Consider the following 14,029-nt stretch of genomic DNA (forward strand, 5'->3'; position numbering starts at 1 on the left):
TCGCTGAGCCCGTGGCGTCACCCAGCGACAGGTTCCTCCGCGGCGTCCGGGCGGCGGGCGCCCTTGACGAGGGATGCGAGTGCGCCGACGACCGACATGCCGATCGCCATCCAGAACACGATGACAAGGCCGTCGTGGAAGGGGCCGGACACCAGGTGCGGGAAGAACTCGCGGCCGGTGAGGGTGGCGGCGTTCGCGGCCGGGAGCTGGCCGAGCAGGTGCGGGCCGAGCAGCGCCGCGATCGGGTTGTAGCCGAGGAACGCCGCGAAGAGCGTGCCGACCGGCGGCAGGTTGGCGATCGTGTGCGCGGCGGGGGCGGGGACGCCCTGGGCGGTGAGGCCGCCGTCGAGGGTGGCCGGCAGGGAGGTGGACAGCCCGGCGACCATGAGGGAGAAGAAGACGCCGATCGACAGGACCATGCCGGCGTTCTGGAACGTGGCCCGCATGCCGGACGCGGCGCCGCGCAGGTGGGCGGGGACGCTGGACATGATCAGCGACGTGTTCGGGGCCGCGAACAGGCCGCCGCCGAGGCCGTTGAGGAAGACCAGCGCGGCGAAGGCCCAGTAGCTGAAGTCGGTCGGCAGGATCAGCAGGCCGCCGAAGGACAAGGCCATGACGAGCAGGCCGCCGGCGGCGAAGAGGCGCGGGCCGTACTTGTCGGAGAGGTGCCCGGCGACGGGGCCGGCGGCGAGGAAGCCGACGGTGAGCGGCAGCAGGTAGATGCCGGCCCACAGCGGGGTCTCCTCGTACCGGTAGCCGTGCAGCGGCAGCCAGATGCCCTGCAGCCAGATGATGAGCATGAACTGCAGGCCGCCACGGGCGACGGAGGCGAGCAGGCCGGCGATGTTGCCCGAGGCGAACGCGCGGATGCGGAACAGGCCCAGGGGGAACATCGGGTCGGTCACGCGGGTCTCGATCCAGGCGAACAGGCCGAGCATGAGCACGCCGCCGATGAGGCCGGCGAGGACCCACGGGTTGGTCCAGCCCTGGGTGTGCCCGCCGTAGGGCTGGATCCCGTAGGTGATCCCGGCCAGCAGCGCCGTCAGGCCGGCCGCGAAGGTCAGGTTGCCCCACCAGTCGATGCGGCCGGGGCGGCGCAGGCCGGTGTCGTGCAGCGACCGGTACGCCCACAGGGTGCCGATGATGCCGATGGGGACGTTGACCCAGAAGATGGCGCGCCAGTTCCACTCGGCGAGCAGCCCGCCGAGGACCAGGCCGATGAACGAGCCGGCGATGCCGGCGACGATGTTGACGCCGAGCGCCATGCCGCGCTGGGCGGCGGGGAACGCGTCGGTGAGGATCGCGGCGGAGTTGGCCATGAGCATGGCGCCGCCGACGGCCTGCAGGACCCGCCAGCCGATGAGCCACATCGCGCCGCCGCCGCCGTCGAACGGGTCGAGGGACAGCGCCACCGAGGTGACCGTGAACAGGGCGAAGCCCGCGTTGTAGATGCGGACGCGGCCGTACATGTCGCCGAGGCGGCCCAGGGTCACCACCAGGACGGCGCTGACGAGCATGTAGCCCATCAGCATCCACAGCAGGTAGCTGACGTTGCCGGGGCTGAGCGGGTCGAGGTGGATGCCGTTGAAGATGGCGGGCAGGGAGATGAGCACGATCGAGGAGTTGATCGTGGCGATCAGCATGCCGAGGGTGGTGTTGGACAGCGCCACCCACTTGTAGTGCGGGTGGTCGGTGCCGCCGGACAGGGCGCCCCGGAAGCCGCCCCGCTCAAGGGTGCCGGTCACGCCGCCACCTCCGCTGCGCTGCGGCGCCGGCCTGACCTGAAGGCTGCGCCCATGGTGACCGCCTCCTCGCTCCGCTGCGGGCCGGTCACGGTGCCAGCCTCTCCAGCGCCGGCAGCGCGGCCGCGATCAGCGCCTCGTCGTCCTCGGACAGCCTGTCAAGGAGCGCGGCGAGGTGCTGCGCCCGGACCAGGCGGCGGCGGGCGAGCAGGTCGCGGCCCGCCTGGGTGACGCGGACCAGCACGACCCGGCCGTCGGTGGCGTCGGTGGTGCGCTCGGCCAGGCCGTCGCGCTCGAGGCGCTGGGCCAGCTGGGTCATCGCGGGCTGGGTGACGCCCTCGGCGGCGGCGAGCTCGGTGAGCCGGCGCGGGCCCTCACGCTCCAGCCGGCGCAGCGTCGAGGCGGCGGTCAGGCTGATGTCGTTGGGCGGGTTTCCGTGCCGGAGCAGGCTGAACAGCCGCTCGACAGCGGCCGTAAGCCGCGCGGGATCCAGCGCGGTCGTCGAGGCGGGCATGGCCCCATTTGTATCACGCACTTATAAAAGCACGTTATGTATCAGGTCACAGCAAGCGGTGGCGCCGGCCGCAGCCGACGCCACCGCGCATGGCCCTAGATGCAGTTCTGGTTCTCGACGATGGTCAGGCCGTCGACCAGGTTGCCGTAGCCCTCGTCGGTCGAGGCGCTGTCCACCGCGGTCAGGGTCACCCGGGTCGAGGTCTGGTTCGAGCCGGTCTTGTACCAGCCGTACAGCCGCTTCCACGACACGTCGCTGGCCGAGTTCAGGTACGCGAACGTCGAGCCGACCCCGTTGACGCTGCCGCCGTTCTTCGGCGTCCTGCCGAAGTGGATCTGGGTCGCGTCGACGTCCTTGCCGTCGGAGGTGTCCCGGGCACGGATCCAGAACGACCAGTAGATCTTCGTGTTGGGCTTCGTCTTGATGTCCTGATAGATCGAGTTGCCGGAGCCGGTGGCGTTGAGCTCGGCGAACTGCTTGCCGAAGCGGGCCGGCACGCCCATGCCGCCGTTCCAGAGCTCGATCTGGCCCTCCGGGTCGTCGGTGCCCCACGCCGGGACGTCGTCCTCGTCGAACAGCTTCCAGCCGGCGTTGCCGATCTTCGGCAGCTCGAAGCCACCGTTCGCGGTCAGCTCCTTGCAGACCGGCGCCGGGCCGGGTTTGGCCTTGTGCATCCCGGCCATGCCCGCGTTGCCCGTGCCGCCCGGGCCGCCGGCGCCGTTCGCGCCGGCGGCGGACGCCGGCGGCGCTGCGACGAGCGTGGCGAGCAATGCGGCGGCCCCGATGGCCGGCAGAAACCTTGTGCGCTGCAACATGGTGATCCCCCTGTCCGCCACGGCTCCGTTGCCGTGGCAACCTCCGCGCAGAGCCAAACACGCTGACCTGCGCAAAGGTGGACAGTTCGAAGAAATTCCGTATTTCGGTCAGACTTGTTGAGCTGTTTCTTCCGCTGCGGCTGTTTCTTCCGCTGCGGGCTGTTTCTTCCGCTGCGGCCTTCGGCCGGAAGAGCAGTGGGGGATTCTCACCCCACACCCCCAATGCTCGCTGCGCTCGCACGCCCTGCGCTTCGCGCGGCCGAAACACGCGCGTGCGCGCTGCATCCGAAGGGCCGGTGGTCCAGGTTGCGGCTCAGACAGGTCTGTCGTCCGACTTGCCTGCCCTTCGCGCGAGACGCGTAGGCAGGACCGTCCGCAGGAGGGCCGCGCAGGGACGGTCACCACGATGTGATCCTCCCGGCACGGTGGCTGGTTGTTACGTGGTTGCCGGTTTGGTGCGGTGGCGCAGGTAGAGGCGGACGAGGGGTTCTGCGCCGCGGGCGGCGAGCGGGCCGGCGATCGCGAGGATCAACACGTAGGCGGCGGCGAGCGGGCCGAGCTTGGCGTTGGTGCCGGCGGCCACCGCGAGCCCCGCGATGACGATGTTGAACTCGCCGCGGGGCAGCAGCGCGGCGCCGGCGCGGACCCGGCCGGTGATCGCCACCCCGGCCCGCCGGGCCGCGAGCCAGCCGGTCGTCATCTTCGACGCGATCCCGGCGACTGCGAGCAGCGCCGCGATCCCCAGCACCGGCGGCAGCGCCCGCGGGTCGGTCTGCAGGCCGAAGAAGACGAAGAAGACCGCCGCGAACAGGTCCCGCAGCGGCGTCAGCAGCTCCCGGGCGGTGTGCGCGAGGGGGCCGGACAGCGCGATGCCGACGAGGAACGCCCCGACCGCGGCGGAGACCTGCAGCAGCTCGGCGACGCCCGCGACGAGCACGGTCAGGCCGAGCACCTTGAGCAGCAGCACCTCGTCGCTGTCGGAGGCGACGAACCGCTCCACGATGCGCCCGAAGCGCAGCGCGACGATCAGGATCACGCTGACCGTGGCCGCGGCGACGGCGAGGGTCGCGGCGCCGCCGAGCACGCCGACGCCGGCCAGCAGGGCGGTCAGGATCGGCAGGTACAGCGCCATCATCAGGTCCTCGAAGACCAGCAGCGACAGCACGACCGGGGTCTCCCGGTTGCCGAGCCAGCCGAGGTCGCCGAGGACCTTCGCGGTGATGCCGGACGACGTGACGTAGGTGATGCCGCCCAACGCGACCGCGGCGACCGGGCCCCAGCCGAGGATGAGCGCCGCCGCGACCCCCGGCGCGGCGTTGAGCACCAGGTCGATCAGGCCCGCCGGGGCGGAGGAGCGCAGCGTGCCGACCAGCTCCGGCGCCGTGTACTCCAGGCCCAGCGTGAACAGCAGCAGGATCACGCCGATCTCCGCGCCCGCGGAGATGAACTCCGTGCTGGTGGTCAGCGGCAGCACCCCGCCGGCGCCGAACGCGAGCCCCGCGAGGAGATACAGCGGGATGGGGGAGATGGAGAACCGCAGGGACAGGGCGCCGAGCAGGCCGAGCGCCAGGATGACCGCACCGAGTTCGATGAGGATCGTGTCGTGATGCACGCCGCCCCCTATCCGTCGGTGAGGAGCGTCGCGACGCCCTCGGTCCCGGCGGCGGTGCCGACGACGACGATGAGGTCGCCGGCGCGCAGGCCGAAGTCGGGCCGGGGGCTGGCATGCACGTCACCGCCGCGCAGCACGGCGACGATCGACGCGCCGGTGCGGGTGCGGGCCTGGGTGTCGCCGAGGGTGCGGCCGTCGTACGGCGAGCTGGGAGCGATCACCAGCTGCTCGGTGACCAGGCCGGCGACCTGCCGCTGCAGCTCTGCGAGGTGCTCGACGATCCGGGCGGTGCCGAGATACTCGGCGAGCGCGTTGGACTCCTCCGCGGACAGCGCCACGGAGACCACGCTCGTATCGGGGTCTTCCTTGTCGTAGATGACCAGGTCGCGACGGCCGCTGCGGTGGGAGACGATGCCGATGCGGCGGCCTCGTGCGGTGGTCACCACGTGGCTCGTGCCGATGCCGGGGAGGTCGGTGCGCTCGACGTTCATACCCCATGGTATCGGAGATGGATCAATGCACCGTCAGCGGCGCAACGCCTCGCCGAGGTCCTGCGTGGTGCGGACCAGGTTGGCGGCGATCTCGACGGCGTGGTCGTCGGTCAGCCGGGCGAGCGGCACCCCGACACTGATCGCGTCCGACGTGCCGGGGACGGACACCGCGACGCAGCCGACGCCGGGCTGGAACTGGCCGCGCTCATACGCCCAGCCGCGCGCCCGGGTCTCGGCGAGCTCCTCGAACAGCGCCGCCCGGTCCACGACGGAGTCGATGGTGTGCGCCTCGACGCCGTGGTCCAGCAGCGCCACGACCCGCTCGTGCGGCAGCCCGGCGAGGATCGCCTTGCCGCTGGCGCTGACGTAGGCGGGCATCCGCCGGCCGACCGCCGAGCCGATCGTGTCGTGCGGCGCCTCACGGCTGGCGATGCAGACGATGCCCGGCGGGTCGAGCCGCACCAGCCGCACCGCCTCGCTGAGCCGGTCCCGCAGCTGCGCCATCAGCGGCCCGGCGATCCGGACCGTCCGGTCGGTCAGCAGGTACGCGCTGCCCGGGCGTAACGCCCCGACGGCGATCGTGTAGGTGTCGTCGGGCGCGGCGTGGACCCAGCCCCGGTCCACGAGGCTGCGTAACCGGCCACGGAGTACTCCCTCGGGCAGCCCGAGTTGCCGTAGGAGGGACTCGAAGGTCATCCGGTCCGTAGCAGCCGACAGCCGCTCGAGCACATCGAGGGTGGGGCTGTCATCAGTGATGGGCATTAGGTTGGCGTTTCCCATCTGCGAGCGGGTTCAAACATCCAAATCTCAGGTTTTCTTCACAAGAGGAAATGGCAGCGTCTCGCGGATCGAACGCCCGGTCAACAGCATGACCAGGCGGTCCACGCCCAGGCCGAGCCCGCCGCTGGGCGGCATCGCGAACTCGAACGCGTCGAGGAAGTCCTCGTCCAGCGACATCGCCTCCGCATCGCCGGCCGCGGCCCGCAGCGACTGTGCCGTCAACCGGGCCCGCAGCTCGACCGGATCGACCAGCTCCGTGTACGCCGTGCCGAGCTCCATGCCGAACGCGACCAGGTCCCAGCGCTCCGCCAGTCGCGGGTCGTCGCGGTGCGCGCGGGTCAGCGGTGACACGTCGACGGGGAAGTCGGTGTAGAACGTGGGGCGCACCGTGGCGCCCTCGACCAGGTGCTCGTACAGCTCCAGGACCAGCTGCCCGTGGGTCCAGCCGTCCTGGTACGCGACCCCGAGCCGGTCCGACAGCGCCCGCAGCGCGGCCACGGAGTCGGACGGGGTGACCGGGGCACCCGCGGCCAGCGACACGGCCTCGTACACGGGGACCACCGGCCACTCCTCGCGCAGGTCGACCTCGATCCGGTCGCTGCCGTCGCCGCGGGTCAGCACGGGACCGGGGCCGGCGAGCGCGGCGGCGAGGATCAGCGACCGGGCCAGGTCCCGCATCGAGGTGTAGTCGCCGTAGGCCTCATAGGCCTCCAGCATCGTGAACTCGGGGTTGTGGGTTGCGTCCACGCCCTCGTTGCGGAAGTTCCGGCCGATCTCGAAGACCCGTTCGACCCCGCCGACGGCGAGGCGCTTCAGGTACAGCTCCGGCGCGATGCGCAGGAACAGCCGCATGTCGTAGGCGTTGGAGTGGGTGACGAACGGCCGGGCGTTGGCGCCGCCGTGCACCGGCTGCAGCACCGGCGTCTCCACCTCGGCGTAGCCGCGGCCGTGCAGGGCGCAGCGCAGCGCGAAGCCGACCGTCGAGCGCAGCCGCACCATGTCGCGGGGCGCCTGGTTGACGATCAGGTCGACGTGCCGCTGCCGGACGAGGGCCTCCGGGTCCGCGAGCCCGCGATGCTTGTCGGGCAGCGGCCGCAGGCACTTCGCGGTCAGCCGCCACGCATCGACGAACACGGACAGCTCGCCGCGCTTGCTCGTACCCACGACGCCGCCGACACCCACGTGGTCGCCGAGGTCGACGGTGGCCCCGAACGACGGGTCCGCCGTCAGCAGCACCTGCAGGTCGCCGGTCCAGTCGCGCAGCGTGGCGAAGCACAGCGTGCCGTGGTCGCGCAGCCGCACCACCCGGCCGGCGACGCTGACCCGCTCACCGGTGCGGGTGTCGGGGGGCAGATCGGGGTGCGCGGCGCGGACCTCGGCGAGGCTGTGCGTGCGCGGGAACCCCGGCGGATACGGGTCGATCCCGTCGCGGCGCAGCGCCTCGAGCTTGGCCAGCCGCACCCGGACCTGCTCCGGCCTCTTGCGGTGCTGCGCCGGCGCCGGCTCCGCAAGGGCGGGGATCAGCTCCCGCGGGGCGTCCGCCGTCGCCGGGGTGCCGCGCCGCAGCAGGGTGCGCAGGTTGGGCACGACCAGGAACCCCTCGGCCGCCGCCGACGCGAGGCCGACCTTCGCGAGGTCCCGCACGTCCTCGAAGCACAGGAACCGGGGCAGCCACTGCGGGTTGTACTTCACGTTGGAGCGGTACAGCGACTCCAGCTGGAACCAGCGCGACGCGAACAGCAGCAGCGCCCGCCACAGCCGCAGCACCGGCCCCGCGCCGATGCGGGCCCCCTCCTCGAACACCGCCCGGAACACAGCGAAGTTCAGCGACACCCGCTCCACGCCGAGACGCGGCGACTCGCGCATCAACGTGGCGACCATGTGCTCGACGAGGCCGTTGTCGCTGGCCCGGTCGCGGCGCATGAGATCGAGGGACAGCCCGTCGGCGCCCCACGGCGTGAACGACAGCAGCGCGACCTCGCGCCCGTCGCAGTCGTGCGCCTCGACCAGGACGCACCGGCCGTCGTTGGGGTCGCCGAGCCGGCCCAGCGCCATCGAGAAGCCGCGCTCGGTCTCCGTGTCGCGCCACCGCGCGGCGAGCTCGATGATCCGCACCATCTCCTCCGCGCCGATGTCCGCGTGCCGGCGGATGCGCACCGTGTACCCGGCGCGCTCCACCCGGTGCACCGCCTGCCGCACCTGCCGCAGCCGGGGCGAATCGAGGTCGAAGTCGCGCACGTGCAGGATCGCCTCGTCGCCGAGCTCGATGACCCGCAGCCCGGCGCGGGCGTACGCGGTCGCACCCTCCTCGCTCGCGCCCATCACCGCCGGGGTCCACGCGTAGTCACGGGCCTCCCGCAGCCACGCCTCGATCGCCGGCGGCCACGCGTCCGGCTCCCCGAGGGGGTCGCCACTGGCGAGGGAGACACCGAAGACCACCCGGTACGTGACGGCGCCGCGCCCGGTGGGGGAGAACACGACCTCCTTGTCGCGGCGGGTGGCGAAGTAGCCCAGCGAGTCGCGGCGGCCGTGCTCGGCGAGCAGCTGCCGGACCCGCCGCTCCTCGTCGGCGTCCAGCGACGCGGTGGCCCGCTGCGAGCGCAGCAGCGCGAACACTGCGGCGAACAGCGCGACCGCCCCCAGCGCGCCGAGGATCAGGTTGACCCAGCCCGCGGCGCGGCCCTGCCGGCCGACGTCGAAGCCGAACGCGCCGCCGAGGACGGTCTTCGCGCTGTACGCGAGCCGCCCGGCCCGTGTCTCCAGCGATCCCGGGAACATCTCGACCAGTCCCCAGCCCAGCACCGTGGACACGGCCAGCAGCACGCCGAGCGTGAGCAGCGCCTTGGGCAGGCTGGCCCGCTGCACCCGGGCGGAGAACCCGCCGCGCGCCAGCCACAGCAGCCCCAGCAGGACCACGGTGACGACCGCGTTGGCCAGGCCGGCCGCCGCACCGTGCCACGGCAGCCGCAGCTCGCGCGCCTCCTCGCCGCGTTCGGCGCCGCCGAGCAGCACGAACACGTCGAACAGGCCCTGCAGGGCGAGGAAGCCGACCAGGACCCAGTAGATGACGCGCTTGCGGTTGTGCACGGCGGCGGCGAGGGTGGCCAGGATCGCGGCATAGCCGAGGTTCGCGGGCGCCGGCAGGAGCAGCGCGTCGACGGTGACCCGGACCGGGTGGACCCGCGACCCGAGCGCCGCGGAGACGGCGGCGACGGCGCAGATGGCCGCCACGGCCAGCAGCCCGCCCGCGAGCCAGTCGGGAAGCCTCTCACGCAGCGTCTTCACCGGCACATCATCCTTGTGCGGTTTCAGAACCCCCGCGCCGGGTGATGATGCGGGTATGGACGACATCACTGCGCTCATCCTGGACGACCACGCCGCGTTCCGCCGGGGCTTCGCCCGCCTCGACGACGCCCGCGGCGAGGAGCAGCTCACCGCCGTGTGGGAGGCGCTGGCCCTGCACCTGGAGATCCACGCCGAGGCCGAGGAGCGGATCCTGTACCCGCACCTGCTCAAGCGGGGCTCCTCGGAGACCGCCGAGGAGGAGACCGACGACGCGATCCGCGACCACAACAAGATCCGCGACGCGATCCAGGCCGCCGCGGACCTGAAGGTCGGCTCCGACGGCTGGTGGAAGGCGGTCTGGGAGGCGCGCACCGAGAACAGCGAGCACCTCGCCGAGGAGGAGGACGAGGTGCTGCCCGACTTCCGCAAGCACGCCGACATGGAGTTGCGGGCGTCACTCGGCGCGCAGTGGCTCAGGTTCTACGGCGAGCACCCCAGCGGCAAGGGCCTCACGTTCCACGACAAGGACCCGCAGCAGTACATCCGGGAGAACAGTTGAGGCATACCGGTGCCGTTCCCGGGGATCTACCGGCGCATGACAACTGTGCTGATCACCGGTGGTCTCACCGGCATCGGACGGGCCACCGCGTCGGCGTTCGCGGGACAGGGCGCGGACGTGGTGGTCGCCGGCCGCCACGACGCCGACCTGCCCGCCGGGGCCGTCTTCATGCACGCCGACGTGCGCCGTGAGGACGACGTCCAGCAGCTCGTCGACGACACCGTCACGCGCTTCGGGTCCCTCGACGTCGCCGTCAACAACGCCGGGACGGAGGGCGCGCCGGGCACCGTGCTGGACCAGTCCGCCGAGACCTACGCCGACACCTTCGACACCAACGTGCTGGGCACGCTGCTGAGCATGAAGCACGAGCTGCGGGTCATGCTCGGCCAGCGGCACGGCAGCATCGTCAACGTGTCCTCGGTCCTCGGCCACCAGGGCGCGGCCGGCACCGCGATCTACTCGGCCAGCAAGCACGCCGTCGACGGCCTCACGCGCTGCGCGGCGCTGGAGGCGGCCGGCAGCGGGGTGCGGATCAACGCGGTGGCCCCCGGGCCGATCGAGACCGCGATGCTGCAGCGGTACGAGTCCCACGGCGCCGAGACGGACCTGAAGGCGATCGTGCCGATGGGCCGGATCGGCACGCCTGACGAGATCGCGAAGGCGGTGCTGTTCCTCGGCTCCGACGCGGCCAGCTTCATGACCGGCGAGGTCATGTTCGTCGACGGCGGCGCCTCAGCCGGGTAGCTGCATCCCGTGGCGGCGCAGGGCCTCCTCGACCGCCGCGCACACCGTCTCCACCACCAGCACCCGGGCCGTGGGCTTGTCGTCGCCGGGGATGACGTGCCACGGCCCGGCCGGGTGATCGGTGCGGGCCAGCATCTCCTCCACCGCCTTCTTGTACGCGGGCCGCTTCTCCCGGTTGCGCCAGTCCTCATCGGTCAGCTTCCACGAGCGCAGCGGGTCGTCCTGCCGGCTGCGGAACCGGCGCAGCTGCTCCTTGCCGGAGATGTGCATCCAGAACTTCACGATCACCATGCCCTCGGCGGCCAGGGTGCGCTCGAACTCCGTGATCTCGTCGTAGGCCCGGCCCCACTGCTCCTCGGTGGCGAAGCCCTCGACCCGTTCGACCAGAACCCGGCCGTACCAGGACCGGTCCAGCACCGCCATCCCGCCCCAGCCGGGCAGCACCGGCCAGAACCGCCACAGGAAGTGGTGCCGCTTCTCGTCGAACGTCGGCGCGGCGAACTGCGACACGCGCACGTGCCGCGGGTCGAGGTGGTCGACGAGCCGCTTGATCGAGCCGCCCTTGCCGGAGGCGTCCCAGCCCTCGAACACCACGCACAGCGGCGGCCCGAGCTTGCCCTCTCCGTCGTGGTGATCGCCGCCGATCTGCCCGCCCAGCCTCAGCCGGAGCCGCAGCAGCCGCTCCTGGGCCGCCTCGAGGCGGCGCAGCGCCTCGTCCTTGGGCAACGTGTCGTCGAGGTCGACATTCGACAGCCGCTTCATGGCCATCAGCCTGCCATGCCACGGCAGCACCTGCGTGATGAGCACAACTCACTTCGTGATGAGTTCGCTGGGTGCATCGCCCGGCTGAGGTGCGACAGTACTTGGTATGAGCACGAAGCGGGCGTTGCGGGTCGCCGCATTGCTCGTCGTGCTGGGCGTGGCCGTGCTCACGCTCAAGGACAAGCTGCCGGACCCGGCGACGATTGCCGCCACCATCGCCTCGGCGAACCCGTGGTGGCTGCTCCTCGCCGCCGCGGCTGAGATGACCTCCCTGCGGCACTTCGCCCTGCAGCAGCGCCGCCTCCTGGCGGGCTTCGGGGTCCGCATGTCGGTGCCGCGGGCGGTCGCCGTCACGTTCACCCGCTCGGCGATCTCGTTCAGCCTGCCGGCCGGCTCGGCGATGTCGGCCGGTTTCGCGTTCCGCCAGTTCCGCACCGCCGGCGCGAGCCGCCGCACCGCCGGCGCCGTGGCCGTGCTCTCCTCGGTGCTGTCCGGTGTCGCGCTGATCCTCATGTACGGCGCGGTCGTGCTGATCCCGCGCGGCGGCGCGACCGGCAACGCCGACACCCTCGTGCTGGTGCTCGGGTTGCTGGTGATCGCCAGCGTGGTGTTCGGCCTGGACTTCCTGCTCTCCCGCGCCGGCGCCCCGTCCGGCCCACCGGCCGGTGACCACGCCGACGAGGAGGAGCGACCGGGTCCGCGGCCCGGGCTGATCGAGCGTGGCAAGGCGTCGGCCGGGCGGATCGTGGCCGACCTGCGCCGCCTGCCGCCCCGCTCCTGGGTGCTGTCGCTGGTGCACGCCACCGTCAACTGGGGCCTGGACTTCGCGTGCCTGGCCGCGACGGCGGCGGCGTTCGGCATCGACGTGAGCCCGGCACTGCTGGCCACGGTGTACCTGACGGTCCAGCTGGTCCGCCAGGTGCCGATCAGCCCCGGCGGCATCGGCGTGGTCGAGGTGGCCCTGCTCGCCGGCCTGGTCTCCGCCGGCGCCGAGCACGGCCCGGCCGCCGCCGCGATGCTGGTCTACCGCCTGCTGTCCTGCTGGATCATCATCCCGCTGGGCGCGCTGACCTATGCCACCCTGCGCCGCCGCAAGACCCCCGCGTCGCAACCGGCCCCCCGCCACCCGACCCCGGTCGCCTAAACTTCACACAGATCTTTCAAACTTCACAAGATCCTGTTAGATTCGGTCCGTGCACGTACCGGATCGACTCGACCTCACCCTGCGCCTGGTCCGCGGCAGCGGCCGGCTGACCCTGGCGGAGCTCGCCACCCGCCTCGGCGTCTCGGAGATGACCGTCCGCCGCGACCTCGACCAGCTGCAGGAGCAGGGCCTCGTCCGCCGGGTCCGCGGCGGCGCGGTCGCCCTCGACGTGCCGAGCGACGAGGCCGGCTTCACGGTCCGCGAGCAGTGGCGGAGCGCCACCAAGGCCCGCCTCGCCCGCGCGACCGCCGACCTGATCGCCCCCGGCAGCACCGTCCTCCTCGACGCCGGCACCACCACCGCGGCGGTCGCCGCCGCCCTGGCCGCCCGCTTCGCCACCGCGCCCACTGCTTTCACTGCATCCGCCGCTTTCACCGCACCCACCGCGTTCAGCACACCCACCGCGCCCGCCGACTTCTCAACACCCACCGCTTTCACCGCCCCCGCTGCCTTCGCGGCGGGCGGAGGCAGCGGGGGCGGGAGCGGTGGTGCTGCCGACTTCACTGCTGGGCGAGGTGCTGTCTCCGAGGAGGGTGCCGCTCCCTCCGCGGGGCGAGATGCTGCCTCCGGGCGAGGTGCTGCCTCCGGGGGCGGTGCCGCTGCGTCCGCCGGGCGAGATGCTGCCTCCGAGGGAGAGGCCGCCTTCGCCGCTGGGGGAGGGGGTGCCGCCGCCGGCGGAGCCGGCCGGGCCGGTGGCAGGGGCGCCGGGCCGCTGACGGTGGCGGTGCTCAGCCTGCAGGCGGCGGTGCGGCTCGCCGACCAGCCAGGCATCCGGCTGCTCATCCTCGGCGGCGAGTCCCGCGCCGGCGAGCGCAGCCTGGTCGGCCCGCTGGCGCTGAGCGCCCTGGATCAGCTGCGCTTCGACACGTTCATCATGTCGATCGGCGCCGTGCACCACGACCTCGGCTGGTCCGAGTTCGACCTCGACGACGCCGCCGTCAAGCGGGCCGCGCTGCGCCGCGCCGGCCGGACCGTCGTCGTCGCCGACGCCTCGAAGCTGGGTGTCCAGGCCTTCGCCCGGGTCGCTCCGCTCGAGGCCGCCGACACGTTCGTCACCTCCGACGCGGCGCCCTCGGGCGAGGCCGCCATCGACACGCTCGCAGCGCTGCGAGCGGCCGGCGTCGAGGTCATCACCACCGACAACCCCGAGGAGATCCCGTCATGATGATTCTGGTAGCCGGCCCGTACCGCTCGGGCACCGGCGACGACCCGGCCAAGCTGCGCGCCAACGTCGACGCGATGAACGACGCCGCCGTCCACCTCTTCCGCGCCGGCCACCTCCCGGTCACCGGCGAGGCCCTGGCCCTGCCGCTGATCGAACGGGCCGGCTCCGCCGGCGTCGGCGACCCCGTCTTCGACGAGATCTTCCACCCGATCTCCGCCCGCCTGCTCACCCACTGCGACGCGGTCCTGCGCATCGGCGGCCCGTCGACCGGCGCCGACGAGATGGTCGCCCAGGCCCGCTCGGAGGGCAAGCACATCTACACCACGCTGACCGATATCCCCGCCGCGTGATCCGCC

General features: G+C 72.4%; 13 protein-coding genes. 5 read left to right on the forward strand and 8 right to left on the reverse strand.

All coding sequences use genetic code 11. The features are described from left to right. Positions 1–17 precede the first annotated feature (17 nt). The 7 genes from OHA72_RS28770 to lysX all read right to left on the reverse strand — a co-directional run bounded on the left by OHA72_RS28770 (position 18) and on the right by lysX (position 9,317). A complete protein-coding gene (locus OHA72_RS28770) occupies positions 18–1,745 on the reverse strand; it encodes an MFS transporter (RefSeq protein ID WP_327010908.1) in 1,728 nt (575 codons plus the stop codon). A gap of 85 nt (positions 1,746–1,830) precedes the next feature. Beyond that, complete coding sequence (locus tag OHA72_RS28775; protein ID WP_327010909.1) at positions 1,831–2,256, reverse strand: MarR family winged helix-turn-helix transcriptional regulator; 426 nt, start codon at positions 2,254–2,256, stop codon at positions 1,831–1,833. A 95-nt stretch (positions 2,257–2,351) separates the two neighbouring features. Next, positions 2,352–3,071 (reverse strand): hypothetical protein, encoded by a 720-nt coding sequence (locus OHA72_RS28780; RefSeq protein WP_327010910.1) that lies wholly within the window; start codon positions 3,069–3,071, stop codon positions 2,352–2,354. Between the two features lie 436 nt (positions 3,072–3,507). Beyond that, on the reverse strand, positions 3,508–4,683 hold the full coding sequence (locus tag OHA72_RS28785) for a cation:proton antiporter (RefSeq protein WP_327010911.1): 1,176 nt from the start codon (positions 4,681–4,683) through the stop codon (positions 3,508–3,510). A gap of 8 nt (positions 4,684–4,691) precedes the next feature. Continuing rightward, the gene (locus tag OHA72_RS28790) at positions 4,692–5,174 is read right to left on the reverse strand and encodes a cation:proton antiporter regulatory subunit (protein ID WP_327010912.1); all 483 of its coding nucleotides are present in this window, start codon (positions 5,172–5,174) and stop codon (positions 4,692–4,694) included. A 33-nt stretch (positions 5,175–5,207) separates the two neighbouring features. Beyond that, positions 5,208–5,936 (reverse strand): IclR family transcriptional regulator, encoded by a 729-nt coding sequence (locus OHA72_RS28795; protein WP_327010913.1) that lies wholly within the window; start codon positions 5,934–5,936, stop codon positions 5,208–5,210. A 45-nt stretch (positions 5,937–5,981) separates the two neighbouring features. Continuing rightward, positions 5,982–9,317, reverse strand: coding sequence for a bifunctional lysylphosphatidylglycerol synthetase/lysine--tRNA ligase LysX (gene lysX / locus OHA72_RS28800; RefSeq protein WP_442788686.1), 3,336 nt, complete (start codon positions 9,315–9,317; stop codon positions 5,982–5,984). On the opposite strand from lysX, the gene OHA72_RS28805 reads away from it, so the two are divergent. Both OHA72_RS28805 and OHA72_RS28810 read left to right on the forward strand, forming a co-directional pair. Beyond that, positions 9,295–9,798, forward strand: coding sequence for a hemerythrin domain-containing protein (locus tag OHA72_RS28805; protein ID WP_327010915.1), 504 nt, complete (start codon positions 9,295–9,297; stop codon positions 9,796–9,798). The genes lysX and OHA72_RS28805 overlap by 23 nt on opposite strands. A gap of 36 nt (positions 9,799–9,834) precedes the next feature. After that, positions 9,835–10,542, forward strand: a complete 708-nt coding sequence (locus OHA72_RS28810; RefSeq protein WP_327010916.1) for an SDR family NAD(P)-dependent oxidoreductase — start codon at positions 9,835–9,837, stop codon at positions 10,540–10,542. Here OHA72_RS28810 and OHA72_RS28815 read toward each other — a convergent pair. Then, entirely contained in the window at positions 10,531–11,304 is a 774-nt protein-coding gene (locus OHA72_RS28815) for a polyphosphate kinase 2 family protein (RefSeq protein ID WP_327010917.1), read from the reverse strand. The genes OHA72_RS28810 and OHA72_RS28815 overlap by 12 nt on opposite strands. A gap of 106 nt (positions 11,305–11,410) precedes the next feature. Between OHA72_RS28815 and OHA72_RS28820 the strand changes: the two genes are divergently transcribed. The 3 genes from OHA72_RS28820 to OHA72_RS28830 are packed head-to-tail and all read left to right on the forward strand — an operon-like array spanning position 11,411 to position 14,023. Beyond that, a complete protein-coding gene (locus tag OHA72_RS28820) occupies positions 11,411–12,448 on the forward strand; it encodes a lysylphosphatidylglycerol synthase transmembrane domain-containing protein (protein ID WP_327010918.1) in 1,038 nt (345 codons plus the stop codon). Between the two features lie 49 nt (positions 12,449–12,497). After that, positions 12,498–13,673, forward strand: coding sequence for a DeoR/GlpR family DNA-binding transcription regulator (locus tag OHA72_RS28825; RefSeq protein WP_327010919.1), 1,176 nt, complete (start codon positions 12,498–12,500; stop codon positions 13,671–13,673). Beyond that, positions 13,670–14,023, forward strand: coding sequence for a DUF4406 domain-containing protein (locus tag OHA72_RS28830; protein ID WP_327010920.1), 354 nt, complete (start codon positions 13,670–13,672; stop codon positions 14,021–14,023). Before OHA72_RS28825 ends, OHA72_RS28830 begins: the two co-directional genes overlap by 4 nt. Positions 14,024–14,029: the final 6 nt, after the last annotated feature.

It is taken from the genome of Dactylosporangium sp. NBC_01737 (assembly GCF_035963215.1).
GTDB lineage: Bacteria > Actinomycetota > Actinomycetes > Mycobacteriales > Micromonosporaceae > Dactylosporangium.

Bases quoted from the DNA above. Each gene is read 5' to 3' on its own strand.
- OHA72_RS28830 (WP_327010920.1), top strand. From the start codon at position 13,670: ATGATGATTCTGGTAGCCGGCCCGTACCGCTCGGGCACCGGCGACGAC.
- OHA72_RS28775 (WP_327010909.1), bottom strand. From the start codon at position 2,256: ATGCCCGCCTCGACGACCGCGCTGGATCCCGCGCGGCTTACGGCCGCT.
- OHA72_RS28820 (WP_327010918.1), top strand. From the start codon at position 11,411: ATGAGCACGAAGCGGGCGTTGCGGGTCGCCGCATTGCTCGTCGTGCTG.
- OHA72_RS28805 (WP_327010915.1), top strand. From the start codon at position 9,295: ATGGACGACATCACTGCGCTCATCCTGGACGACCACGCCGCGTTCCGC.
- OHA72_RS28790 (WP_327010912.1), bottom strand. From the start codon at position 5,174: ATGAACGTCGAGCGCACCGACCTCCCCGGCATCGGCACGAGCCACGTG.
- OHA72_RS28810 (WP_327010916.1), top strand. From the start codon at position 9,835: ATGACAACTGTGCTGATCACCGGTGGTCTCACCGGCATCGGACGGGCC.
- lysX (WP_442788686.1), bottom strand. From the start codon at position 9,317: ATGAGCGCAGTGATGTCGTCCATACCCGCATCATCACCCGGCGCGGGG.
- OHA72_RS28780 (WP_327010910.1), bottom strand. From the start codon at position 3,071: ATGTTGCAGCGCACAAGGTTTCTGCCGGCCATCGGGGCCGCCGCATTG.
- OHA72_RS28795 (WP_327010913.1), bottom strand. From the start codon at position 5,936: ATGCCCATCACTGATGACAGCCCCACCCTCGATGTGCTCGAGCGGCTG.
- OHA72_RS28815 (WP_327010917.1), bottom strand. From the start codon at position 11,304: ATGAAGCGGCTGTCGAATGTCGACCTCGACGACACGTTGCCCAAGGAC.